The organism is Pseudomonas sp. 1176_21, from assembly GCF_052850635.1.
The window spans coordinates 350,536-373,174 of sequence record NZ_VXCV01000002.1 but is presented as its reverse complement, the minus strand read 5'-3'; the positions used below and the strand labels follow the sequence as shown (position 1 = coordinate 373,174).

Below are 22,639 nucleotides of genomic sequence, written 5' to 3'. Positions count from 1 at the left end.
AAGGTGAGGCAGGCCCCTGCATGACCCTGCAGGCGCCGGCCCCGCCGACGAAGGCTGCGCTGCGCTCTACTCGGCAGCCGCCGGGTTCAGCCGCGCTTCCATCTCTTCGACCTTGGCCTCCAGCGCCTCCAGGCGTGCGCGGGTGCGGGCCAGCACTACCATCTGGCTGTCGAACTCCTCACGGCTGACCAGTTCCAGCTTGCTGAAACCACTTTGCAGCAGCGCCTTGAACTGGCTTTCCAGTTCGCTGCGCGGCTGCGCGGTGTCACCGCTGAACAGGCGCGAGGCCTGGTCGCTCAGGGCATCGAGAAAGGCTTTGGGCGCGAGCATGTTGGTCCGTCCGGTAAATGCAAAGAGGCGGCCAGTGTAACACGCACCCCACGCCCGCTCGCCCCGCACGCTTTTCGCGCATTCCCCCGATCGGTAGCGCACCATTTTTGTGCGTGTTTGCCCTGCTGGCGACTGGCCAATTCCAAGCAAGGCACGCAAGCCGTTGTAATTGGTGGCTTTGGCAGACATGGCAAGGTTTCTGCTTAGAGCCAAGTGACTCATGCACTGGTGTCGGGCCTTGGGATTGAGGCCGACGAAGCGTTACAAAGCCAGGCACTGCGCTTAGACTTGAGACGGGTTTGTTTTCCTGGGGCAAGTCCACCAATTCGGGAGAGAGTTTCATGAAGCTAGTCACTGCCATCATCAAGCCATTCAAGTTGGACGACGTGCGCGAGTCGCTGTCCGAAATCGGCGTGCAGGGCATTACCGTCACGGAAGTCAAAGGCTTCGGACGGCAGAAAGGCCACACCGAGCTGTATCGCGGTGCTGAATACGTAGTCGATTTCCTGCCCAAGGTGAAGATCGATGTCGCCATCGACGACAAGGACCTGGACCGGGTCATCGAGGCGATCACCAAGGCGGCCAACACCGGCAAGATCGGTGACGGCAAGATTTTCGTGGTCAATCTGGAACAGGCCATCCGCATCCGTACCGGTGAAACCGATACCGACGCGATCTAAGTAACGCCGCCCCAAACCCCAACGCCCCAGGAGATAACAATATGACTCTGCGTCAGTTCGCAGGGCTAGGAGCCCTTTTGTCCCTCGTAATGCCTGGCATGGCCATGGCAGAGGAGGCAGCCGCCCCCGTGCTCAACTCCGGCGACACCGCCTGGATGTTGACCGCCACCGCGCTGGTGCTGTTCATGACCATCCCGGGCCTGGCGTTGTTCTACGGCGGCATGGTGCGTTCCAAGAACGTGCTTTCGGTGATGATGCAGTGTTTCGCCATCACCGGCCTGATCAGCATTCTGTGGATGGTCTACGGCTACAGCCTGGCGTTCGATACCACGGGTATGGAAGAGGGCGTGGTCAACTTCAATTCCTTCGTCGGCGGGTTCTCCAAGGCCTTCCTGGCCGGCGTCACCCCCGCAAGCCTGACCTCGTTGTTCCCCGAGGCGGTGTTCATCACCTTCCAGATGACCTTCGCCATCATCACTCCGGCCCTGATCGTCGGTGCCTTTGCCGAGCGCATGAAGTTCTCGGCCATGCTGATCTTCATGGCCGTGTGGTTCACCCTGGTCTACGCACCGATCGCGCACATGGTCTGGTCCGGTGCCGGCGGCCTGATGTGGGACTGGGGCGTACTGGACTTTGCCGGTGGCACCGTGGTGCATATCAATGCGGGTATCGCGGGCCTGGTGGCGTGCCTGGTGCTGGGCAAGCGCAAGGGTTTCCCGACCACCCCGATGGCCCCGCACAACCTGGGCTACACCCTGATGGGCGCGGCCATGCTGTGGATCGGCTGGTTCGGCTTCAACGCCGGCTCCGCAGCCGCTGCCAACGGCACCGCCGGCATGGCCATGCTGGTGACCCAGATCGCCACGGCCGCCGCTGCGCTGGGCTGGATGTTCGCCGAGTGGATCACCCACGGCAAACCCAGCGCCCTGGGCATCGCCTCCGGTGTGGTGGCAGGCCTGGTGGCGATCACCCCGGCTGCGGGCACCGTAGGCCCGATGGGCGCACTGGTGATCGGCCTGGTATCGGGTGTGGTGTGCTTCTTCTGCGCCACCAGCCTCAAGCGCAAGATGGGCTATGACGACTCCCTGGACGCCTTCGGCGTGCATGGCATCGGCGGCATCGTCGGCGCGATTCTCACCGGCGTGTTCGCGGCCCCTGCACTGGGCGGCTTCGGTACCGTCGAAGATATCGGCGCACAGGTCTGGGTGCAGGCCAAGGGCGTGGGCTTCACGGTGATCTACACCGCTATCGTCACCTACGTGATTCTGAAGGTGCTGGACCTGGTGATGGGCCTGCGGGTCAACGAAGAGGAAGAAGCGGTCGGCCTCGACCTCGCGCAGCACAACGAGCGTGGCTACAACCTGTAACATGCTCGAAAAAACATGCCCGGCTTGCCGGGCATTTTTTTGCCTGGATTTTGTCCATCCAAGGGCACGCAAACGGTTTCCACGGGGGCATTTGCAGGCGCTTGACGCTGTAATGGCCATCAAGCATAAAACTTACAGCGAACAAGGATATTTAGGCACTTTGCTTTTTCACACATCACGCTAGAATGCGCGCCGTAGGGTGCGGATGACCTGTCCGCGCACTTCGATACCCTTTGCTAGGCTTGGCATTGAACAGGCCGCTCACGGCGGGGTCAGCTGGTGAAGCAATGCCGGCAGCTCTTTCTTTTTGTCGGGCCCTGCACGGGCCCGCACGGTGCTCGCCAGGTGGTAGGGCGGGCGCCGCTGGCCGCGGGCTACCCGTGGCCCTGGATTTTTCCGGCAGTGGCCGCACCTGGCGCTGTTGGTCTATAACTTATCTGCTTTTCGCAAGTCATGAGGTAGAACATGAGCGACGATGATCTGGAAAACGACGACCTCGAAGTGGGCGACGAAGACGATACCGATGAAGGCCTGGAAGCGGCTGCCGACGACGTTGCCGATGACAGCGGTGACGACAGCCCCGCACCGGTAGCCAAGGGCAAGTCCAAGGCTGCGGTCTCGGTCGACGAAATGCCCAGCATGGAAGCCAAGCAGAAGGAGCGCGACGCGCTCGCCAAGGCGATGGAAGAGTTCCTGTCGCGTGGCGGCAAGGTGCAGGAAGTGGAGGCCAACGTGGTCGCCGATCCGCCCAAGAAGCCAGACAACAAGTACGGTAGCCGTCCTATCTGAGGGGTGCCGTCGAACAGAAGAGCCCGCCGTCGCTGCGGGCTTTTTTGTGGGTGGCGTTATCGGTTGCCGCTGCTGACGCTATGGTGGGGCAGGCCCGCTCCTACAACGATCACCGCAACCCTTGTGGGAGCGGGCTTGACCCGCGATGGGGCCAGCGGGGCTAACGCCAACTGAGCAACAGCTCAGGCAACTGCGACAGGCGCTGGATCTCGGCATCCGGCTGCCCCTCGGCCGTCCACGCCTTGCCCTGCGGGTTGAACCATATCGCGCGCAGGCCGGCCTGCTGGGCCCCGGCGATGTCGTCGCCCGGGTGGTCGCCGATATGCACGGCATTGCCGGCCTCGGCCTGGCCCTGGCGCAATGCTTCGAGAAACGGTTGCGGGTCGGGCTTGCCGATGCCCAAGTCCTCGGCGCACAGGGCGAACCTGAAATAGTCGGCCAGCCCCAGGCGCCTCACGTCGGCATTGCCATTGGTGACCACGCCCAGGGTGTAGCGATGGCGCAGCACCTCCAGCACTGGCTGCACCTCGGGGAAGATATCCACTTGGTGGCGCGCATGCAGGAACACTTCAAAGCCCTCGTTGGCCAGGGCGTGGGCCCTGGCTTCGCTGTAGCCGACGTCGCTCATGGCATGGAACAGCACCTTGCGCCGCAAGGCGCTGATGCGATGCCGCAGGCCCGGCTCGGCCTGCACCAGGCGCTCGCGAATGGCATACAGGTGCTCCACCGGCACCGCGCCCAGGTCGGGTGCATTCGCCGCCAGCCAGTCGCGCAGCACGGCCTCGGCACTGACAATGACCGGGGCGGTGTCCCACAGGGTGTCGTCCAGGTCGAAGGTGATCAGCTGAATGCTCATGAGTCACTGTCCTTGCTGCGTTTGGCCCTTGGGTGGGCGCTGTCATAGACGCTCGCCAGGTGCTGGAAGTCCAGGTGAGTGTAGATCTGCGTGGTGGCGATGTCGGCATGCCCGAGCATTTCCTGCACCGCACGCAGGTCCTGGGACGATTCGAGCAGGTGGCTGGCGAAGGAGTGGCGCAGCATGTGCGGGTGCAGGTTCTGCCCCAGCTCGCGGCTGCCCGCCGCCTGGACCCGCAGCTGGATCGCCCGCGGGCCCAGGCGCCGGCCTTGCTGGCTGACGAACACCGCGTTGTCCTGCGGGGCGCTGATGCCGCGCAGCGCCAGCCACTTTTCCAATGCCTCTCGGGCTTTGCGGCCTACCGGCAGCACGCGGGTCTTGCTGCCCTTGCCATGCACCTGCACCAGGCCGGCTGGCAGGTCGAGCTGATCGAGATCGAGGCTGGTCAGCTCCGACAGGCGCAGGCCCGAGGAGTAGAACAGCTCGAGCATGGCCTTGTCGCGGCGGGCGAGAAAGTCGTCGTCCACCGCGCCTTCGAGCAATTGCAGCGCGCGGTCGGTATCGAGGGTCTTGGGCAGCCGGCGCTCGCCCTTGGGCGCGGCCAGGCCGTTGGCCGGGTCGTGGTCGCACAGGCCTTCGCGGTTCAGGTAGCGGTACAGGCCGCGCACCGCCGAAAGCATGCGCGCCAGGCTGCGCGACGACTGCCCGGCATGGTGCTGGCGCGCCACGAACTGGCGCAGGTGCTGGATCTGCAGGGCGCTCCAGCTGGCGATGCCGTTTTTCTCGCAGTAGGCCAGCACGTTGGCCAGGTCACGCCGGTAGGCCAGCTGGGTATGCTCCGACACCTGGCGCTCGTTGCGCAGGTGCGCGATGAACGCGTCCAGCTGGCGCTCCATCAGCGTACCGGGCGCAGGGTCTGGGTAAAGCGCGGTAGCACGCGGCCGAGCACTTCGGCGATGTAGCTCAGGAACAGGGTGCCGACGCTGCTTTTGTAGTGCTGCGGGTCGTGGCTGGCGATGGCGAGCACGCCATGCAGGCCCTGATAGTCGAGCGCGGCGACGGCACTGGAGCCGACTTCGGGGCGCTGGGCCTCGCCGAACAGGAAGTCCAGCTCGTGGTCGCGCAGGGTGCCGCTGACCGTCTTGCCCGCGCACAGCAGGCCGCCGATGGCCTGTTGCGCTTCGGTCGGGTTGACCCAGCGGCCCACGGGCGCCACGGTATCGCCGAACAGTATCAGGCTCACGAACGGCACCTTGAACTCCTGGCGCAGGCTGTCCTCGACGGCCATCACCACGGCCTCGAGGCTATCGGCGTCGAGCAGGTCGAGGATCAACCGGCGGGTCTTCTCGAACAGCCGGTCGTTGTCGCGGGCCACGTCCATCAGGTGCGAGAGGCGGTGGCGCATCTCGATGTTGCGGTCGCGCAGCAGCTTGAGCTGGCGCTCCACCAGCGACACGCTGTCGCCGCGCTGGTGAGGGACCTGCAACTCCAGCAGCAAGTCGTCATGCTCGGCGAAGAACGCCGGGTTGGCACGCAGGTAAGCCACCACGTCCTGGGCCCCGACGCTGGGCGTCGAGCCCTGGGCGTCGGAGGCGTCGGGCTCTGCGGTGGGCGTGTGGGGCTGGTCGGTCATGGCTGGTACTCACTCATAGGCGAACCTGTCCTTCATACACGCGTACGGCAGGGCCTGTCATCACTACAGGCCGTCCCGGGCCGCCCCACTCGATGGACAGGCGACCTCCAGGCAGGTCGATCAGCAGCGGCGAATCCATCCAGCCCTGGCTGATGGCAGCCACCGCCGCGGCGCAGGCACCGGTGCCGCAGGCCTGGGTTTCCCCGGCGCCGCGCTCCCACACGCGCAACTGGGCGCGGTGGCGGTCGATGACCTGGAGGAAGCCGACGTTGACCCGCTGCGGGAAGCGCGGGTGGTTCTCGATCTGCGGGCCGAGGTCGTGCACCGGGGCGCTGTTGATGTCGTCGACGCGCAGCACCGCATGGGGGTTGCCCATCGACACGGCGGCCAGGTTGACCGTGCGACCGGCCACTTCCAGCGGGTAGCTCAGGGCCTGGGCGGGGGCGTCGAAGGGGATCTCGGACGGCACCAGGCGCGGTGGGCCCATGTCGACGCTGATCTGCCCGTCGCCGCGCACATCGAGTTCGATGATGCCGCTCTTGGTCTCGACGCGGATGCGCTTTTTCGCCGTCAGGCGCTTGTCCAGCACGAAGCGCGCGAAGCAGCGCGCACCGTTGCCGCACTGCTCGACCTCGGACCCGTCGGCGTTGAAGATCCGGTAGCGAAAGTCCACGTCCGGATTGCTCGGCGCCTCGACGATCAGCAGTTGGTCGAAACCGATGCCGGTGTGCCGGTCACCCCATTGCTTGGCGTGCTTGGGCAGGATGTGCGCGTGCTGGCTGACCAGGTCGAGGACCATGAAGTCGTTGCCCAGGCCGTGCATCTTGGTAAAACGCAGCAGCATGGGGTCACTCCGGCAGCAGGCTTTCGCCGGCAAACAGCTCGGCCACGGTTTCGCGACGGCGCACTTCGAAGGCCTGATCGGCATCCACCAGTACTTCGGCGCAGCGACCACGGGTGTTGTAGTTCGAACTCATGACGAAACCGTAGGCACCGGCCGAATGCACGGCCAGCAGGTCGCCTTCAGCCAGGTTCAGCGCACGGTCCTTGGCCAGGAAGTCGCCGGTCTCGCAGATCGGGCCGACCACGTCATAGCTGCGCGGCTCGCCATCACGTGGCTGCACGGCGGTCACGTCCATCCAGGCCTGGTACAGCGCCGGGCGGATCAGGTCGTTCATCGCCGCGTCGACGATGGCGAAGTCCTTGTGCTCGGTGTGCTTGAGGTACTCGACGCGGGTCAGCAGCACGCCGGCATTGGCCACGATGTAGCGGCCCGGTTCGAATACCAGCGCCAGGTCGCGGTCGCCCACGCGCTCGCGGATGGCCTTGATGTAGTCGCCGGCCAGTGGCGGCTCTTCGTCGCGATAGCGCACGCCCACGCCGCCGCCCAGGTCCAGGTGGCGCAGGTAGATGCCGCACTCGCCGAGGCGGTCGATCAGCGCCAGCAGGCGGTCGAGGGCATCGAGGAAGGGCTCCAGCGTCGTCAGCTGCGAACCGATGTGGCAGTCGACGCCGACGATTTCCAGGTTCGGCAGCTGCGCGGCGCGCACGTAGACTTCTTCGGCATCGGCAATGGCGATACCGAACTTGTTCTCTTTGAGGCCGGTGGAAATGTACGGGTGGGTGCCGGCATCGACATCCGGGTTGACCCGCAGCGAGATCGGCGCGCGTACGCCCATTTCGGCGGCAACCACCTGCAGGCGCTCCAGCTCGTCGGTGGACTCGACGTTGAAGCAGTGCACGCCCACTTCGAGGGCGCGGCGCATGTCGTCGCGGGTCTTGCCCACGCCGGAGAACACCACACGGTCGGCGCGCCCGCCGGCGGCCAGCACACGCTCCAGTTCACCGCCCGAGACGATGTCGAAGCCTGCGCCCAGTCGTGCTAGCACGTTCAGCACGCCGAGGTTGGAGTTGGCTTTTACGGCGAAGCACACCAGGTGCGAAACACCCTGCAATGCATCGGCGTAGCTACGGTACTGGGCTTCGATATGCGCCCGCGAGTACACGTAGGTAGGCGTGCCGAAGCGTTCGGCAATCGCCGACAGCGCCACGCCTTCCGCGAACAGCTCGCCGTCGCGGTAGTTGAAAGCGTCCATGGGGATCCCTTAATCAGTGCTGGTGCGATTGCGACTTTTTGCCGTCTTTGCCGTCTTCAGGCAGGTACAGTGGGCCTTTCTGACCGCAAGCGGAGACGAGGCAGGCAATCGCGACTAGCGCCGCGAGGGAGGAAATCAGGCGCTTCATGGCGAAATCCTTTGAATTTAAGCAGTATTGCGCCCGAGTATACCGAGCGCCCGGCGCCTTGCCTATGTAGCCGCTGCGCCGTCGGACAGGCGCCCGTGCAGGGTGTCGGCTGCGGGCGTTAACCTTTGCATTCGTGGCGCGGCGCTCGTATCTTGCCCGGCTTGCGTGTGTGCAGACATTTTCGAGGTTCTTGCAATGAGTTTGAGCGAAGCGCGTTTTCACGACCTGGTCGACGCGACCCAACAGGCCCTGGAAGACCTGTTCGATGAAACCGACCTGGACCTGGACATGGAGAACTCGGCGGGCGTTCTGACCATCAAGTTCGACAACGGCAGCCAGTTGATCTTCAGCCGCCAGGAGCCGCTGCGCCAGCTGTGGCTGGCCGACAAGTCGGGTGGTTTCCATTTCGACTATGACGAAGCCAGCGGCAAATGGACCTGTGAGAAGACCGAGGAACTGCTCGGCGAGATGCTCGAGCGCATCGTCTGGGAGCGGGTCGGCGAAAAGCTCGACTTCGACGAGATCTGAGATGAGCACTGCTGCCAAACCGGCCAAGCCGCTGTACAGCAATGTCAGCCCGGCGGTGCCGTCGCCCTGCATCAGCCTCTGCCGGCTGGACGAGGCCAAGGTGTGCCTGGGCTGCTTTCGCCATGTCGAGGACATTCGCCAGTGGCGCAGCGCCGACGACCAGCGCCGCCGCGAGATCTGCGCCCAGGCACAGGTACGACGCCAGGCGGCCGGCTAGGCTGCGACGGCGAGCCTCTTGTGTATTTATTGTGCTGTGGTAGTGTCGAGGTTGATCGGCCTGGCCGAAAAACATGCAAACCCCGCCCTTGGGCGGGGTTTTGCTTTATAACGCCCAGCACTTTTACCCATGAACAAGGAGTCTGACTGGATCATGAGCACCAAGCCTTCCCTTATCCTCACCCGATTGGACGTACAGCGTCTCGAGCGTCTGATCGATGGCCTCGATGAAAAGACGCAGGACTCGCCGGGTGTGCTCGCCCTGCAGGACGAGCTGGACCGCGCCGAGCAGGTAGTGAGCCACGAGGAGGTTCCGGCCGGTGTCGTGACCATGAACTCGCGCGTGCATTGCCGCGATGAAGTCAGCGGCAAGGACTACCACCTGACCCTGGTGTACCCGAAGGACGCCGGCGCCGAAGGCACGGTCTCGATCCTGGCGCCGATGGGCAGCGCATTGCTCGGCCTGTCGGTGGGCGAGCAGATCGACTGGCCGGTGCCCGGCGGCAAGACCCTCAAGCTCAAGCTGCTCGAAGTCGAGTACCAGCCCGAAGCCGCAGGCGACTTCGACCTCTGATCAGGCCGCTTCCAGCGCCTGGTTCAGCACCCGCTCCAGTTCCTGCTTGTAGCGCAGATACAGGATGCTCGAGCCCTGGCCTTCGGCAAGCAGGTCGGACAGGTCCAGGTCGGTGATGTAGCAGCGGTAGCGCTGGGCGTCACGGCGCTGGCCGACGATCTCGCGGGCGACCACCGCATACAGCTGGTCGCCATACTCGAGCTCCGAAAACTCCTTCTGGTTGCAGTACAACGTCACCTGCAGGGCGTCTTCGACGCCTGCCTGGATGATCGCCTGCACTTCGTAGGCGGTGCTGCCCAGCGTGGTGGGCGGTGCCTGGCGCGGCTCCAGCTGGCGTGCCCGGCCGATACCGGGGGGCGACAGCTGATAGTAGAGGATGTCCAGCGCGCCCTGTGCCGGCAGCTCTTCCAGCGGCAGCCGTGCGTTGTGCCGGAACACCACCGATTGCAGAAAGCGCTGCAGCGGCAGCAACAGGCTGCTGTCGTCGTGGTAGGGCAGGCGTTGCTGCCACAGCGCATTGAATTCATCCAGCACGTAGACGTCGGCCCAGTTCTCCTGCACCCGGTAGAACACCTGCAGGCACTGCGGCTGGCCCTGGGGCAGCACCAGCGACAGGTCGTGGTCTTCCAGCACGTTGGCGTCCAGGTGCAGCGGGGTGTACTCGGCACGTTCCTCGCCCAGGTATGCCAACAGTGCATCCTGACTGTCCAGGCTGACCAGGTTGACCGCCCCGTGGTGCAATTCCAGTACATGGGTGTGCTGCTGCACCTGTATCAGGTAGCGATGCCCCAGGCCTTCGGCAAGCAGCGCCTGAGCGGTGGCGAACACCTCTTCGACCCGCTGGGCGATGGCCTGGGCGCGGTTGTGGCAGAAGCAGCGCACGTTCAGCGTAGGCAGGTGGCCCTTGCTGCCCAGGCTGTTGAGGTAGTCACGCAGGTTGCGCATCAGGGCGTGCTCGCCGTCATACCGCTGCACCAGCACTTCGTTCCAGCTGTTGAGGGTCACCTGGTCCAGAGTCAGCACCAGGTTCTCGCGCACCCCGGCGTAGCTCAGCGAGTCGGTGCGCTCGGTGGTCATCAGGATGTTGAGGTCGCGGTGATGCTGCAGCGGGTCGATGCCGACGTTGACCAGCAGCAGGATCTCGTCCGCCACGCTCGGTTGCAGCAGGCGCGCCTCGCTGACTTCCTTGAACGGCAGGGCCACGCTCTGCTGCAGGCTGCCCAGCAGGTTGAACAGCTCGTACTCGCTCAGGTCGCTACTGCCGGGGTTGAGCGCCAGGCGCGTGGTGCTGTCGATCACCCCGTTGCGGTGCGCCCAGGCCAGCAGTTCGAGCAATTCGCGGCAGCGCTTGAACGGCACGAACTGCTCCCACTCATGGGCGTTCAGGTTGCCGCTGTACAGGCTCCAGTGGGTTTGTCCAGGCTCCTGGCGATTGGGTGCCTGGACCAGGGTCAGGGTGTCTTCGGCCAGGTCCGGGGCGATGCCCGGGTTGATGAACTCGACCTTGCCGGCGCGCCGCTCGAAGGCGGCGTAGAGGCGTCGGCCCAGCACGTTGAGGTCGCGCTGGTCGAGGCGCGTGGCAGCTTGCGGGTTGCGTGCGAACTGGCCGAGAAAACGGTAGCTGTGGTTGAGTTCGGCCACCAGGATGCGCCGTTCGGCTTCCACCTGGCGCACCTTCCACTGGCTGCGGCTGTCCAGCAGCATCAGCTGGCGCTCGTCCCAGCCCCACTCGCGGGTCAGGCGCTCGAGCAGGTCGCGCTGCCAGCCGCCGCTGCGCTGGCGCGCCAGCAGGCTGATCTTCTTGTTCACCTTCAGGTACAGGCTGCGTCGCACCAGTTCCAGGCGCTGGGCCTCGCCGCGGTGCTGCAGGTACTGCTCGATACGCCGGTACACCATCATGTACGGGTCCAGCTCGTCGAGGTCGAGGCGGTTGGCGAACACCGCCTGCTTGAACTGCAGGCTCAGGCACTGCACGTGCGGATGTTCGCTGGCATACACCTCGGTCAGCAGCAGCTTGAGCAGCGACTTGTAGGGTGACTCGATGCCCTTGAACAGCTGCCACAACCCGGCGCCCACGAACTCGCCGGGCGGGATGTGGGCCAGGTGGCCGAGGTCCAGGTTCTCGTCGGCGCGGATGAAGCGCTTGGACAGCAGCGTCTGGGTGTAATGCGCGTAGCTGCCTTCCTCGTAGACCGGCACCAGCCACCACAGCGGCGTGCGCCCGGCCAGCCACAGCGCGGTGCGGTAGAACTCGTCCAGCAGCAGGTAGTGCTGGGTGGTGCCGCAGTCGTCGGAACTCAGTGCGGTATTGCGCTCGCCGGTGACGAAGCGCTCCGGCTCGATCAGGAACAGGTGCAGTTCGGCGCCCTGGGACGCGGCCCAGACCTCCAGCAACACGCACTTTCTGCGCAGCTCGCTCAGCTCGGCCTCGCTGAGCCCGGGGGCGTGGCACAGCCACACGTCCATGTCGCTTTCATCGGCCTGGGCCAGGGTGCCCAGGCTGCCCATCAGGTACAGCCCCAGCAGCGGGCGCGGTGGCTGGCCGTGGCGCTTGCGGTAGGTGAACGAGCGGGTCAGGCGCTGGGCCTCGGCCAGCGCCTCGTCGTCGGGCTCGTAGCACGAGATGCCCGCCGGAGTGGTGCCCGATACGTAGCCGGGCAGCAGCGGGTGATTGACGTGGAAGAACAGCGCCAGCAGGTTGAGCACCTGCTGCTGGCGGCTCGACAACCCTTCCATGGCGCGTGCCAGTCGACCCTGGTTGATGGCCAGGAAGCGCTTGCGCAACTGGCTGAGCACCTTGCGATCGATGCCTTCGTCGAGGTCGGGTCGAATTTCGTGGGGGTGGTTCATTGCAGGGCTCTAACTGGCCATCACGGGAGCAATGGCGAGTTTAGCCGCTACGGGGCGAGGGGCTGAAATCTATTTGGTTTCTGGCGCCATTTTGTCAGCGCCTGACGTATTGACCGGGTGTGGCCTTCGCCGGCAAGGCCGGCTCCTGTATCGATCTGCAGGAGCCGGCCTTGCCGGCGAAGGCTTCAGCGAAGCTCTCAAGCCGGCTCGGCGACCGTGTTCAGGATGATCAGCAACTGCTGTACGTTCTGCGCCGCATCGCGGCCCAGCGGGGTCAGGTAGCCGCCGTCTTCCTGGGTGATCAGTTCCTTGGAGAACAGGCGCTTGGCGGCGGCAATCGCCTGGGGTGCTGCGGTGGCATGGACTTTCAGTCCTTCCTGCGTGCTGTCCAGGTTGAACAGCGCGAGTATTTCCAGTTCGGCAATCAGCTCGGGGGTAAACGACATAGATACTCCGGACTTTCCTGAAGTGGAGGGCAGCACCCTTGCAGGGGTACATGAAGTTGCAGTGTAGCCACGCCAGCCGGTAATTGCTTCAGTCCTTTTCGGGTGGCAACTCAGGCAGCGCACGCAGGGCGGTTTCGTACCACTGCGTATCGAACGCCCGGTCGTCCTCGAGCATGGCGTCGATCTCGCAGGCCAGCACGTGGGCCATCAGGTTGAGGATGTCCTCGCGCTCGTAGCCCACCAGCGTCAGTTTGTTGAACGTGGCCTTGGCCGCTGGCGGGTTGTCGTTCTCGATCTGGTTCTCGATGGCCTGGATCAGGGTCGATTCGGCGAACGCTTCTTCGTCATTGTCGATATCGGTGGGCTCGCTCATGGGCGCTCTCCTCGGAATGGGCATCCAGTTTGCCATGCAGTGCACGCCAATGCCTGGCTATCGAGCAACTGCATGATGCTGGTCAGTGCCTGCGGTAGCGTCTATAAAGGCCAGGCCAACCCCTTTCGGCCTGGAGGCATGTTTCATGCTCAAGCTTCACGGTTTTGCAGTCAGCAACTACTACAACATGGTCAAACTGGCGCTGCTGGAAAAGGGCGTGCCCTTCGAAGAGGTGCTGTTTTTCGGCGGCCCCGGCCCCGCATCACTGAAGATCAGCCCCTGCGGCAAGGTGCCGGTGCTGGAGACCGAGCACGGCTTTCTCAGTGAGACCAACCTGATCCTTGACTATATCGAGCAGACCCAGCCCGGCAAGGCGCTGCTGCCCGAGGGCGTGTTCGCCCAGGCCAAGGTGCGCGAACTGGCCAAGGAGATCGAGCTGTACATCGAGCTGCCGGCCCGAGCCTGCTACCCCGAGGCGTTCTTCGGTGCCCAGGTGGACCCGGCCATCAAGCAAAAGGCCAAGGCCGAGCTGCTGGCGGGTCTTGCCGCTCTCAAGCGCAACGGTGCCTTCGCTCCCTATGTGGCGGGCGAGCAGATGACCCTGGCGGACATCCTGTTCTGCTACAGCGTCGACCTGGCGTATGCGGTGGGCAAGAAGGTGTTCGATATGGATGTGCTGGCGGACTTCCCGCAGGCCAAGGCCCTGCTCGAACACTTCAAGCAGAACCCCAACGTGCAGAGAAACGCCGCAGACAAGGAAGCCCAGATGCCGGCCTTCCTCGAGATGGTGCGTACCGGCAAGCGCTGACTTCAGCGCAGCCAGGCCCGCCAGGCGGGCCTGGCGAATGCCTCAGCGGCTGGCCAGCAGTGCCTGGCCGCGGGCCACGGCTGCACGTACCTGGGCCGGTGCGGTGCCGCCGATGTGGTTGCGCGCGTTCACCGAGCCTTCCAGGGTCAGCACGGCAAACACGTCCTGCTCGATCTGGTCGCTGAACTGGCGCAGTTCATCCAGGCTCATCTCGGCCAGGTCCTTGCCGGTGTCCACGCCGTACTTCACCGCGTGGCCGACGATCTCGTGGCAATCACGGAACGGCAGGCCGCGGCGTACCAGGTAGTCAGCCAGGTCGGTGGCGGTGGAGAACCCGCGCAGCGCGGCTTCGCGCATGATCGCGTGCTTTGGCTTGATCGCCGGGATCATGTCGGCAAATGCCCGCAGCGAATCGCGCAGGGTATCGGCGGCATCGAACAGCGGTTCCTTGTCTTCCTGGTTGTCCTTGTTGTAGGCCAGCGGCTGGCCCTTCATCAGGGTCAGCAGGCCGGTCAGGGCGCCGAACACGCGGCCGGTCTTGCCGCGTACCAGCTCGGGGACGTCGGGGTTCTTTTTCTGCGGCATGATCGAGCTGCCGGTGCAGAAGCGGTCCGGCAGGTCGATGAACTGGAACTGCGCGCTGGTCCACAGCACCAGCTCTTCGGAAAAGCGCGACAGGTGCATCATCGCGATGCTGGCCGCCGCGCAGAATTCGATGGCGAAGTCACGGTCGGACACGCCGTCCAGCGAGTTGCCGCCCACCGCTTCGAAGCCCAGCAGCGAGCAGGTCAGTTCACGGTCGATCGGGTAGGTGGTACCGGCCAGTGCGGCGCTGCCCAACGGCATGCGGTTGGTGCGCTTGCGGCAGTCCACCAGGCGCTCGTAGTCGCGGCTGAGCATTTCGAACCAGGCCAGCAGATGATGCCCGAAGGTCACCGGCTGGGCGGTCTGCAGGTGGGTGAAGCCCGGCATGATGGTGTCGGCTTCGCGCTCGGCCTGCTCCAGCAGGCCTTTTTGCAGGCGGGTGATCTCGGCCAGGATCAGGTCGATCTCGTCGCGCAGCCACAGGCGGATGTCGGTGGCCACCTGGTCGTTGCGGCTGCGCCCGGTGTGCAGCTTCTTGCCGGTGATGCCGATGCGGTCGGTCAGGCGTGCCTCGATGTTCATGTGCACGTCTTCGAGATCGATGCGCCAGTCGAAGTTGCCGGCCTCGATTTCGCCCTGGATGGTGGTCAGGCCGTCGATGATGCTGTCGCGCTCGGCATCGGTGAGCACGCCGACCTTGGCCAGCATGGTGGCGTGGGCGATCGAACCCATGATGTCGTGGCGGTACAGGCGCTGGTCGAAGGTGACGGAGGCGGTGAAGCGGGCGACGAAGGCGTCGACCGGCTCGCTGAAACGGCCGCCCCAGGACTGGTTGGTCTTGTCGGTGCTCATGGATTCACTCGTGTAAGGCGTGAACGGAAAAAGTGGCGCAGATGATAGCAGGGTTGCCGGGGCTCACGGGGCTCGGCGGTCGGCGCAACTGCGGGTTTGTGTCGCAGCCGGGGGCCACGACAGGGGCGATGCAAAAGGATATTTATCGATTGAACGGCAGCGTGCCTGCAACCGTCTACAGTTGGACAGAGGATTGGCAGGTTTCGCCCTCCCAGTGAATCTTTAGCCCTCGTGCGAGTCTGAGCGTGGATCGCCGTGACGGTCGTCACTTCACCTGTCTACGCTATCCTTGTGCGAGACTCACGCAGGAATCCAGCGCTATATGAATGTCCTGATCGTTGATGACGAACCCCAAGCCCGGGAACGCCTGAGCCGAATGCTCGGCGAGCTGGAGGGCTATACCGTGCTGGAGCCCAGCGCCACCAATGGCGAAGAGGCCCTGGCATTGATCGACAGCCTCAAGCCCGAGGTGGTCCTGCTCGACATCCGCATGCCCGGCATGGACGGGCTGCAGGTGGCGGCCCGGTTGTGCGAGCGCGAAGCGCCACCGGCCGTGGTGTTCTGTACGGGGGATGACGAATTCACCGTGCAGGCGTTCAAGGACAGCACCCTGGGCCATCTGCTCAAGCCGGTTCAGGCCGATGCCCTGCGCGACGCGCTGCGCAAGGCCGAGCGGCCGAACCGCGTGCAGCTGGCGGCGCTGACCCGCCCCGGCGCCGAAAGCGGCAACGGGCCGCGCAGCCACATCAGCGCCAGGACCCGCAAGGGCATCGAGCTGATTCCCATCGACCAGGTGATCTACTTCATCGCCGATCACAAGTACGTGACCTTGCGTCATGAGGGCGGCGAGGTGCTGCTGGACGAACCGCTCAAGGCTCTGGAAGACGAGTTCGGCGAGCGCTTCGTGCGTATCCACCGCAACGCGCTGGTGGCCCGCGACCGTATCGAACGCCTGCAGCGCACACCGCTGGGGCATTTCCAGCTTTTTCTCAAGGGCCTCAATGGCGATGCCCTGATTGTCAGCCGCCGCCATGTGGCCGGCGTACGCAAGATGATGCAGCAGCTTTAGGGCGGGGCGGGAGCACTGCTTGACCAGGGACGGTCGACCCCTCCACTGACATAGATCTGCTAGCAGCCCGGATTGAGCTGTTATCATCCCGCGCATCTATCTCGTACGGATCGATCCATGTCCACTCGTGAAATCCGCATTGCCACGCGCAAAAGTGCCCTTGCCCTGTGGCAGGCCGACTATGTAAAAGCCCGCCTCGAACAGGCACACCCCGGCCTGGTGGTGACCCTGGTGCCAATGGTCAGCCGCGGCGACAAGCTGCTCGACTCGCCACTGTCGAAGATCGGCGGCAAGGGCCTGTTCGTCAAGGAGCTGGAAACCGCGCTGCTGGAGCAGGAAGCCGACATCGCCGTGCACTCGATGAAAGACGTGCCGATGGACTTCCCCGAAGGCCTGGGCCTGTTCTGCATCTGCGAACGCGAAGACCCGCGCGATGCCTTTGTCTCCAACACCTATGCCAGCCTCGATGCACTGCCGGCAGGCGCCATTGTCGGCACCTCCAGCCTGCGTCGCCAGGCGCAGTTGCTGACCCGCCGCCCCGACCTCGAGATCCGCTTCCTGCGCGGCAACGTCAACACCCGCCTGGCCAAGCTCGATGCCGGCGAGTACGACGCGATCATCCTGGCGGCTGCCGGTTTGATCCGCCTCGGTTTCGAAGACCGCATCACCGCCAGCATCAGCGTCGACGACAGCCTGCCAGCCGGTGGCCAGGGCGCGGTAGGCATCGAGTGCCGCACCACCGACGCCGAAATCCATGCCTTGCTCGCGCCGCTGCACCACGCCGATACGGCTGACCGCGTGGTGGCCGAACGGGCCATGAACAAGCACCTCAACGGCGGCTGCCAGGTACCGATCGCCTGTTACGCCGTGCTCGAGGGCGAGCAGCTGTGGTTGCGCGGCCTGGTGGGCGAGCCGGCCGGTGGCCTGTTGCTCAGCGCCGAGGCACGTGCACCGCGCGCAGACGCGGATGCACTGGGTGTACGCGTCGCCGAAGACCTGCTGAACCAGGGCGCCGAAGACATTCTCAAGGCGGTGTATGGCGAGGCCGGCCACCCGTGAACGGCTGGCGCCTGCTGCTGACCCGGCCGGCCGACGACTGCGCGGCACTGGCCGCGACCCTGGCCCAGGCCGGGGTGTTCGGCAGCAGCCTGCCGCTGCTCGAGATCGAAGCGCTGCCGGTGACCGATGCGCAGCGCAGCACCGTGCTCGGCCTGGCCGACTATGCTGCGGTCATCGTGGTCAGCAAGCCGGCAGCCCGGCTCGGCCTGGCCCTGCTCGACCAGTACTGGCCCCGCACGCCGGCCCTGCCGTGGTTCACGGTGGGGGCGGCTACCGCCGCGATCCTGCAGGCCCATGGCTGCGAAGTGCACTTCCCGCCACTGGGGGATGACAGCGAAGCCCTGCTGCAACTGACCCGGCTGCAGGAAGTTTTCGCACAGCCCCAGCCGCGCTTTCTGATCATGCGTGGCGAAGACGGTCGCGAGCTGTTGGCCGAGCGATTGACCGCGCAGGGTGCTAGTGTCGATTATCTGCCCCTGTACCGCCGCTGCCTGCCCGAGTACCCGGTCGGCACACTGATGCGACGCATCGATGCGGAACGCCTGAACGGCGTGGTGGTCAGCAGTGGGCAGGGTCTTGAACACCTGCGCCAGCTGGCTGGCAGCGACTGGTCGCGACTGGCCGCGTGGCCGCTGTTCGTGCCGAGCCCGCGTGTTGCCGAGCAGGCCCGCGCCGCTGGCGCACAGAATGTAGTGGATTGCCGTGGTGCCAGTGCCACGGCTTTGCTGGCGGCGTTGCAGGAAACCCCTGCGCCCGCCTCCTAAGGCGCTAAGCTGTCTGGCGAGGTGCCCCAATGCAAAGGATGGATACGTGAGCGAAACTGCCTTGCCCAACGATGATCTGCAGCCGGCGCCAGAAGCGCCCGCGCAAACGCCCGCCGCCCCTGCCAAGCGGGCCGGCACCGGTCTGGCACTGTTCGCCCTGCTGCTGGGTGCGGCAGGTGTCGCAATCGGTGGCTGGGGTGTCTGGCAGGTGCGCCACCTGCAGGGCGCCAACCAGCTCCAGAGCGAACAATTGCAGGCCTTGAATGCCCAGGCCCAGGCCTTGCAGCAGGGCGAGCAGCGACTGTCGTCACGCCTGGCCGACCTGCCACCGGCCGCCGAGCTCGAAGAGCGCCGGCGCCTGGTGGCGCAATTGCAGGGCGACCAGCAACGTCTGAGCCAGCGTCTGGAGACCGTGCTCGGTGCCAGCCGCAAGGACTGGCGCCTGGCCGAGGCCGAGCACCTGCTGCGCCTGGCCAGCCTGCGCCTGTCGGCATTGCAGGACATCACCAGCGCTCGGGCGCTGGTCGAAGGCGCCGACCAGATCCTGCGCGAGCAGAGCGACCCGGCCTCGTTCGCTGCCCGCGAACAGCTGGCACGCAGCCTGGCCACCCTGAACAGCGTCAAGCAACCGGACCGCACCGGGCTGTTCCTCAAGCTGGCCGCGCTGCGCGAGCAGGTAGTGCAGCTCACCGCCATGGCCCCCGAATTCGAAGAAGGCGGCGAACCGCTGTTCGGCCTGGCTGCCGACGGCGACGGTGCCAGCCGCTGGTCACAGTGGTGGGCGCAGCTGTCGCGCTACTTCCGTATCGATTTCAATGCCGACAAGAACGTCAAGCCGTTGCTGGCCGGCCAGGCCCTGAACCAGGTGCGCCTGGCCCTGAGCCTGACCCTGGAGCAGGCGCAGTGGGCCGCGCTCAACGGCGAGCCGAAGGTCTATGCCCAGGCGCTGGATGAAGCGCGCAGCGTGCTGCTGGCCAACTTCAACCACGACAACGAGCAGAGCCAGTCGATGCTCGAACAGCTCAACGCGGTGGCGAACGAGCCGGTGTCGGTAGTGACGCCGGACCTGGCCGACAGCCTCGGTGCGGTCCAGGCCTACCTCGAGCGTCGCCACCTGCCCGCCGAAGAATCGATCACGCGCCAGCCGGCGGCACAAGGTCATGAGGAGGGCACCCCATGAAACGTGCCTACCTGTGGGTGGTGGTGGCGATCGTCGCCGCGACCCTGCTGGGTATCGCCGTGGCCCGGCATAGCGGATACGTGCTGATCGCCTACGACAGCTTCCGCTACGAGTCGAGCCTGTGGGCGACCCTGGCCCTGCTGCTGGCCGTGGTGCTCGTGGTGCTGATGGTGCGCTTCGTGCTGGGCCTGGTGTTCACCTCGGGCGGGGTGGTCAACCCATGGTCGCGGCGCAACCGCAGCCGGCGTACACGCCTGGCCATCGAGCAGGGGCAACTGGACCTGGCCGAGGGCCGCTGGGCCAGTGCCCAGCGCCATCTGCATCGCGCTGCCGAGGCCGAACGCCAGCCGCTGCTCTATTACCTCGGGGCGGCCCGCGCTGCCAACGAACTGGGGCGCACCGAGGACAGCGACAACCTGCTGGAACGTGCCCTGGAACGCCAGCCGCAAGCCGAGCTGGCCATCGCCCTGACCCACGCGCAGTTGCAGGTCGACCGCGGTGACACCGAGGCAGCGTTGGTGACCCTGCAGGCGATGCACGAGCGCCACCCGCACAACGTGCAGGTGCTGCGCCAGTTGCAGCGTCTGTACCAGCAGCGTGGCGACTGGAGCGCGGTGATCCGCCTGCTGCCGGAGCTGCGCAAGGACAAGGTGTTGTCTGCCGCGGAACTGGCCGAGCTGGAGCGGCGGGCCTGGGGCGAAAACCTGAGCCTGGCCGCACGCCGCGAGCAGGACGACCAGACCGCACAGCAGTCCCTTGAACGTGCCTGGCAGCAACTGACCTCGGCACAACGCCAGGAGCCGCAACTGGTGCTGGCGTATGCCGAGCAACTGCGCCAGCTGGGCGCCGAAAGCGACGCCGAGAAGGTCCTGCGTACGGCCCTGCAGCGCGAATACGAAAGCCACCTGGCCCGGCTGTACGGGCTGGTGCGAGGCGGCGACCCGGCGCGTCAGTTGCAGACGGCCGAGGGCTGGCTCAAGCAGCACCCGGACGATCCCAGCCTGTTGCTGACCCTGGGTCGTCTGAGCCTGCAGAATCGTCTGTGGGGCAAGGCGCGCGACTACTTCGAAGACAGCCTGCGCCGGCAGCGCAACCCTGAGGCCTGCGCCGAGCTGGCCCGTCTGCTGGCCGGCCTGGGCGACACCGAGCGCAGCAACCAGCTGTTTCAGGAGGGCCTGGGCCTGTTGGATGAGCGCCTGCTGGCCTTGCCTCTGCCTGAAGCCGTCCGGGCCTGACGTCGTACGGGTTTAGCCCCAGGTTAAACCCGTACTGTTTGGCTGGTTGCGGGGGTGGGTAACTTTTCGCTGAGTTACAGAGGAAATATCCACCTCAACTCTTCGACACTTCCCTTATGTTTCAGCGATTTATCGCGCCTGTCGTGCCTTGAAACAAGGCTCGATTTTCCTCTACCGTTGTTACATGTCTTTCCCGCACCTGGACTTGCCATGCCATTGGCCTGTTTGCGCTCATTGTTCTCCCTGGCTTTCGTCGCGTCGTTACTGATTCTCGCCGGTGCGTTTTACCTCGAATTCACCAAAGGGCTGGTGCCTTGCCCGCTGTGCCAGAGCCAGCGTGTATTGCTGGTTGTGTTTGCCGGTGTCTGCCTGGCCGCGCGCCTGCATGCACCGGGTCAGCCGGGTGCGCGTCGCTATGCGGCTGCGGCGTTGGGCCTGGCGCTGGGGGGCGGCTTGCTGGCGGTGCGCCAGATCTGGTTGCAGGGCAGCGGGGTGGCGGCGGGTGAGGCCTGCTCGATGCCCCTCGGTGCGCTCATCGAGCAAGGCAGCCTTGCCGACGTGCTGCACGCCATGCTGCTCGGTTCGGCCGATTGCGCTTCGATCACCTGGAGCTTTCTGGATCTGAGCCTGCCGGAGTGGAGCCTGCTGGCCTTCCTGCTGCTGGCGGCGCTGGCGTTGGCGCGGCTGCTGTACGTGCAGCCAGCGGCCACGGGCAAGTCATTGAAACCCTGACGCTTGCCGGCGGGGGCCAGGCAATCGACCGATGGCCGCGGGTGCGGCGATTAAACACTTGTATGAAACTTGTCGCCTGCGTACCTTGAAGGCAAGGGCGCGCGGGAATAATCTCCCTTGCACGCATACCCAAAACACTGCTGCTCGATGCCGTTCTGCTGCTTTCTCCCTTTGTTGTGCATACCTCGCACGACGGGGCGCAGCGGCATGACCCAGAAGGGAAGACACCGCCATGTTAGATAGTTGTCAGAATGCTCAGGAACGCTGGGGTGGGGTTCACAAGCTGATTGACCGCTGGCTGGACGAGCGGGCCGAACTGGTCACGGCCTTTCGCGCATTGCGCGATGCCAAACCGGCCTTTGCGGACAAGGACAAGAACCTCGGCTTCTGCGCGATACTGGTCGATTACGTCTCCGCCTGGCACTTCGAGGTCAGTGAGCAGTTGGTGGCTGAAGCCAAGGCGTTCGGAGATGACAAGGGCCTGGAACTGGCGAAGCAGATCAGCCCTCGTATCAGTGCCATTACCGATATCGCGTCGGCTTTCAACGATCACTGCGACAAGGGCAACTGTACCGACCAGGAGCGCTTCGCCAAGAAGCTCAGCGAGCTGGGCAGCCTGCTCCACGAGCGCTTCGAGCTTGAGGATTGCCTGATCGAAGTGCTGCACAACGCGCACAAGGAAGAAGAGGCCGTTCAGGCCTGATTCCTGTCTCCTCCGTTGCCGACATTCAGTCGGCAACCCCCAGTAGTTCGATCTCGAAGATCAGTGGCGTGAATGGCGGAATCAGATCGCCTGCGCCATCGGCTCCGTAGGACTTGGCCGACGGAATCACCACACGCCATTTCGCCCCGACAGCCATCTGTGGCAACGCCACCTGCCAGCCCTCGATCACACTCTTGAGGCTGAACCACTGCGGTTGTTCGCTCTGGTCGAACACGCTGCCATCGGGCAGCTTGCCGACGTAGCGTACCTGCACCCGGCCATCGGCCCTGGGTGAGGCACCATTGCCCTTGACCAGTTCGGTCACCAGTACGCCTTCGGGTAGTTCTCGTACTCCGGCACGGGCGCGTTCGGTGGCCAAGTAACGGGTTTCCACCGCCATCAGCATTTCCACCTGCGACTGCTCGGCGGCCTCGCTGGCCTGGGCCTCGTGCTGGCTGAGAATCGCTTCGCGCCGTGCCTGGCTGATTGCCAGGGGCTTGTTCGCGTAGGCCTGTTGCAACCCCTGGATCAAGGCATCGAGCTGCAGCTCGGGCATCTCGTTGCGCAACCGTTCACCCAGGCTGGCGCCGACGCTATAGGACAGGTCGTGAGCACTTGCCGGTGGCTCGGTGGTGTCTGCGAATGCGCAGGGCAGGGCGAGCAGCAAGGGCAGTAACAGGTAGCGTGGCACAGGCTCACTCCAGGTGGTTTGAGTGCATGGTGAGGGCCGGATGAATCTTTGCATAGAGCAAATTCCGACAGCCTT

General features: G+C 65.0%; 26 protein-coding genes and 1 pseudogene. 15 read left to right on the top strand and 12 right to left on the bottom strand.

Annotation, left to right across the window (positions count from 1 at the left end; translation table 11 throughout):
• Window positions 1–66 precede the first annotated feature (66 nt).
• The gene (locus FW760_RS06735; RefSeq protein WP_043863349.1) at window positions 67–330 is read right to left on the bottom strand and encodes an accessory factor UbiK family protein; all 264 of its coding nucleotides are present in this window, start codon (window positions 328–330) and stop codon (window positions 67–69) included.
• Between the two features lie 341 nt (window positions 331–671).
• Here FW760_RS06735 and glnK point away from each other — a divergent pair, with 341 nt between their 5' ends.
• The 3 genes from glnK to sutA all read left to right on the top strand — a co-directional run bounded on the left by glnK (window position 672) and on the right by sutA (window position 3,166).
• Window positions 672–1,010: a P-II family nitrogen regulator gene (gene glnK / locus FW760_RS06730; protein ID WP_002555808.1), complete on the top strand. Its 339-nt coding sequence runs from the start codon at window positions 672–674 to the stop codon at window positions 1,008–1,010.
• Between the two features lie 41 nt (window positions 1,011–1,051).
• Complete coding sequence (locus FW760_RS06725) at window positions 1,052–2,377, top strand: ammonium transporter (protein ID WP_043863350.1); 1,326 nt, start codon at window positions 1,052–1,054, stop codon at window positions 2,375–2,377.
• Window positions 2,378–2,842: 465 nt separating this feature from the next.
• The gene (sutA, locus tag FW760_RS06720; RefSeq protein WP_043863351.1) at window positions 2,843–3,166 is read left to right on the top strand and encodes a transcriptional regulator SutA; all 324 of its coding nucleotides are present in this window, start codon (window positions 2,843–2,845) and stop codon (window positions 3,164–3,166) included.
• 160 nt (window positions 3,167–3,326) lie between these two features.
• Here sutA and FW760_RS06715 read toward each other — a convergent pair whose 3' ends face one another.
• Genes FW760_RS06715 through lptM form a run of 6 tightly spaced genes read right to left on the bottom strand, consistent with a single transcriptional unit; the run spans window position 3,327 to window position 7,899 of the window.
• Entirely contained in the window at window positions 3,327–4,022 is a 696-nt protein-coding gene (locus FW760_RS06715; RefSeq protein ID WP_043863355.1) for an HAD family hydrolase, read from the bottom strand.
• Window positions 4,019–4,918, bottom strand: coding sequence for a tyrosine recombinase XerC (gene xerC / locus FW760_RS06710; RefSeq protein WP_446443709.1), 900 nt, complete (start codon window positions 4,916–4,918; stop codon window positions 4,019–4,021). The genes FW760_RS06715 and xerC overlap by 4 nt, the downstream gene beginning before the upstream one ends.
• Window positions 4,918–5,655 (bottom strand): DUF484 family protein, encoded by a 738-nt coding sequence (locus FW760_RS06705; RefSeq protein ID WP_043863357.1) that lies wholly within the window; start codon window positions 5,653–5,655, stop codon window positions 4,918–4,920. Before FW760_RS06705 ends, xerC begins: the two co-directional genes overlap by 1 nt.
• A 13-nt stretch (window positions 5,656–5,668) precedes the next feature.
• Entirely contained in the window at window positions 5,669–6,499 is an 831-nt protein-coding gene (dapF, locus tag FW760_RS06700; RefSeq protein ID WP_058541735.1) for a diaminopimelate epimerase, read from the bottom strand.
• Between the two features lie 4 nt (window positions 6,500–6,503).
• Window positions 6,504–7,751: a diaminopimelate decarboxylase gene (lysA, locus tag FW760_RS06695; protein WP_043863359.1), complete on the bottom strand. Its 1,248-nt coding sequence runs from the start codon at window positions 7,749–7,751 to the stop codon at window positions 6,504–6,506.
• Window positions 7,752–7,764: 13 nt separating this feature from the next.
• Complete coding sequence (lptM, locus tag FW760_RS06690; protein WP_043863360.1) at window positions 7,765–7,899, bottom strand: LPS translocon maturation chaperone LptM; 135 nt, start codon at window positions 7,897–7,899, stop codon at window positions 7,765–7,767.
• A gap of 195 nt (window positions 7,900–8,094) precedes the next feature.
• On the opposite strand from lptM, the gene cyaY reads away from it, so the two are divergent.
• The 3 genes from cyaY to rnk all read left to right on the top strand — a co-directional run bounded on the left by cyaY (window position 8,095) and on the right by rnk (window position 9,217).
• On the top strand, window positions 8,095–8,427 hold the full coding sequence (gene cyaY / locus FW760_RS06685; RefSeq protein ID WP_043863361.1) for an iron donor protein CyaY: 333 nt from the start codon (window positions 8,095–8,097) through the stop codon (window positions 8,425–8,427).
• Between the two features lies 1 nt (window position 8,428).
• On the top strand, window positions 8,429–8,644 hold the full coding sequence (locus FW760_RS06680; RefSeq protein WP_043863362.1) for a DUF1289 domain-containing protein: 216 nt from the start codon (window positions 8,429–8,431) through the stop codon (window positions 8,642–8,644).
• 153 nt (window positions 8,645–8,797) lie between these two features.
• Window positions 8,798–9,217 carry a nucleoside diphosphate kinase regulator gene (rnk, locus tag FW760_RS06675; protein WP_043863363.1) on the top strand — a complete coding sequence of 140 codons (420 nt, stop codon included), beginning with the start codon at window positions 8,798–8,800 and terminating at the stop codon, window positions 9,215–9,217.
• Here rnk and FW760_RS06670 read toward each other — a convergent pair whose 3' ends face one another.
• The 3 genes from FW760_RS06670 to FW760_RS06660 form a co-directional block, all read right to left on the bottom strand.
• Window positions 9,218–12,067: a class I adenylate cyclase gene (locus FW760_RS06670; RefSeq protein ID WP_116052411.1), complete on the bottom strand. Its 2,850-nt coding sequence runs from the start codon at window positions 12,065–12,067 to the stop codon at window positions 9,218–9,220. It abuts the gene before it with no gap.
• Window positions 12,068–12,264: 197 nt separating this feature from the next.
• On the bottom strand, window positions 12,265–12,513 hold the full coding sequence (locus FW760_RS06665) for a TIGR02647 family protein (protein WP_043863365.1): 249 nt from the start codon (window positions 12,511–12,513) through the stop codon (window positions 12,265–12,267).
• 88 nt (window positions 12,514–12,601) lie between these two features.
• On the bottom strand, window positions 12,602–12,886 hold the full coding sequence (locus FW760_RS06660) for a hypothetical protein (RefSeq protein WP_043863366.1): 285 nt from the start codon (window positions 12,884–12,886) through the stop codon (window positions 12,602–12,604).
• Window positions 12,887–13,031: 145 nt separating this feature from the next.
• Here FW760_RS06660 and FW760_RS06655 point away from each other — a divergent pair, with 145 nt between their 5' ends.
• A complete protein-coding gene (locus FW760_RS06655; protein WP_043863367.1) occupies window positions 13,032–13,694 on the top strand; it encodes a glutathione S-transferase family protein in 663 nt (220 codons plus the stop codon).
• A 42-nt stretch (window positions 13,695–13,736) separates the two neighbouring features.
• Here the strand turns inward: FW760_RS06655 and argH are convergent, their stop codons facing one another.
• On the bottom strand, window positions 13,737–15,131 hold the full coding sequence (gene argH, locus FW760_RS06650) for an argininosuccinate lyase (protein WP_043863368.1): 1,395 nt from the start codon (window positions 15,129–15,131) through the stop codon (window positions 13,737–13,739).
• A 218-nt stretch (window positions 15,132–15,349) separates the two neighbouring features.
• Here argH and FW760_RS06645 point away from each other — a divergent pair.
• The 8 genes and pseudogenes from FW760_RS06645 to FW760_RS06610 form a co-directional block, all read left to right on the top strand.
• Window positions 15,350–15,457, top strand: a pseudogene (locus FW760_RS06645) (sensor histidine kinase); the annotation flags it as partial.
• Window positions 15,454–16,200 carry a LytR/AlgR family response regulator transcription factor gene (locus tag FW760_RS06640; protein ID WP_043863369.1) on the top strand — a complete coding sequence of 249 codons (747 nt, stop codon included), beginning with the start codon at window positions 15,454–15,456 and terminating at the stop codon, window positions 16,198–16,200. The pseudogene FW760_RS06645 and the gene FW760_RS06640, both read left to right, overlap by 4 nt.
• A gap of 117 nt (window positions 16,201–16,317) precedes the next feature.
• Window positions 16,318–17,259 (top strand): hydroxymethylbilane synthase, encoded by a 942-nt coding sequence (gene hemC / locus FW760_RS06635; RefSeq protein WP_043863370.1) that lies wholly within the window; start codon window positions 16,318–16,320, stop codon window positions 17,257–17,259.
• The gene (locus tag FW760_RS06630) at window positions 17,256–18,023 is read left to right on the top strand and encodes a uroporphyrinogen-III synthase (protein WP_058541739.1); all 768 of its coding nucleotides are present in this window, start codon (window positions 17,256–17,258) and stop codon (window positions 18,021–18,023) included. The genes hemC and FW760_RS06630 overlap by 4 nt, the downstream gene beginning before the upstream one ends.
• A gap of 46 nt (window positions 18,024–18,069) precedes the next feature.
• Complete coding sequence (locus FW760_RS06625; protein WP_043863372.1) at window positions 18,070–19,203, top strand: uroporphyrinogen-III C-methyltransferase; 1,134 nt, start codon at window positions 18,070–18,072, stop codon at window positions 19,201–19,203.
• Window positions 19,200–20,438 carry a heme biosynthesis HemY N-terminal domain-containing protein gene (locus tag FW760_RS06620; protein WP_058541740.1) on the top strand — a complete coding sequence of 413 codons (1,239 nt, stop codon included), beginning with the start codon at window positions 19,200–19,202 and terminating at the stop codon, window positions 20,436–20,438. Before FW760_RS06625 ends, FW760_RS06620 begins: the two co-directional genes overlap by 4 nt.
• Window positions 20,439–20,648: 210 nt before the next feature.
• Window positions 20,649–21,170: a disulfide bond formation protein B gene (locus FW760_RS06615; RefSeq protein WP_043863374.1), complete on the top strand. Its 522-nt coding sequence runs from the start codon at window positions 20,649–20,651 to the stop codon at window positions 21,168–21,170.
• Window positions 21,171–21,402: 232 nt separating this feature from the next.
• Window positions 21,403–21,873, top strand: coding sequence for an Rsd/AlgQ family anti-sigma factor (locus FW760_RS06610; RefSeq protein WP_043863375.1), 471 nt, complete (start codon window positions 21,403–21,405; stop codon window positions 21,871–21,873).
• Window positions 21,874–21,898: 25 nt separating this feature from the next.
• On the opposite strand, the gene FW760_RS06605 is transcribed toward FW760_RS06610, so the two are convergent.
• Entirely contained in the window at window positions 21,899–22,564 is a 666-nt protein-coding gene (locus tag FW760_RS06605; RefSeq protein ID WP_116052410.1) for an FKBP-type peptidyl-prolyl cis-trans isomerase, read from the bottom strand.
• Window positions 22,565–22,639: the final 75 nt, after the last annotated feature.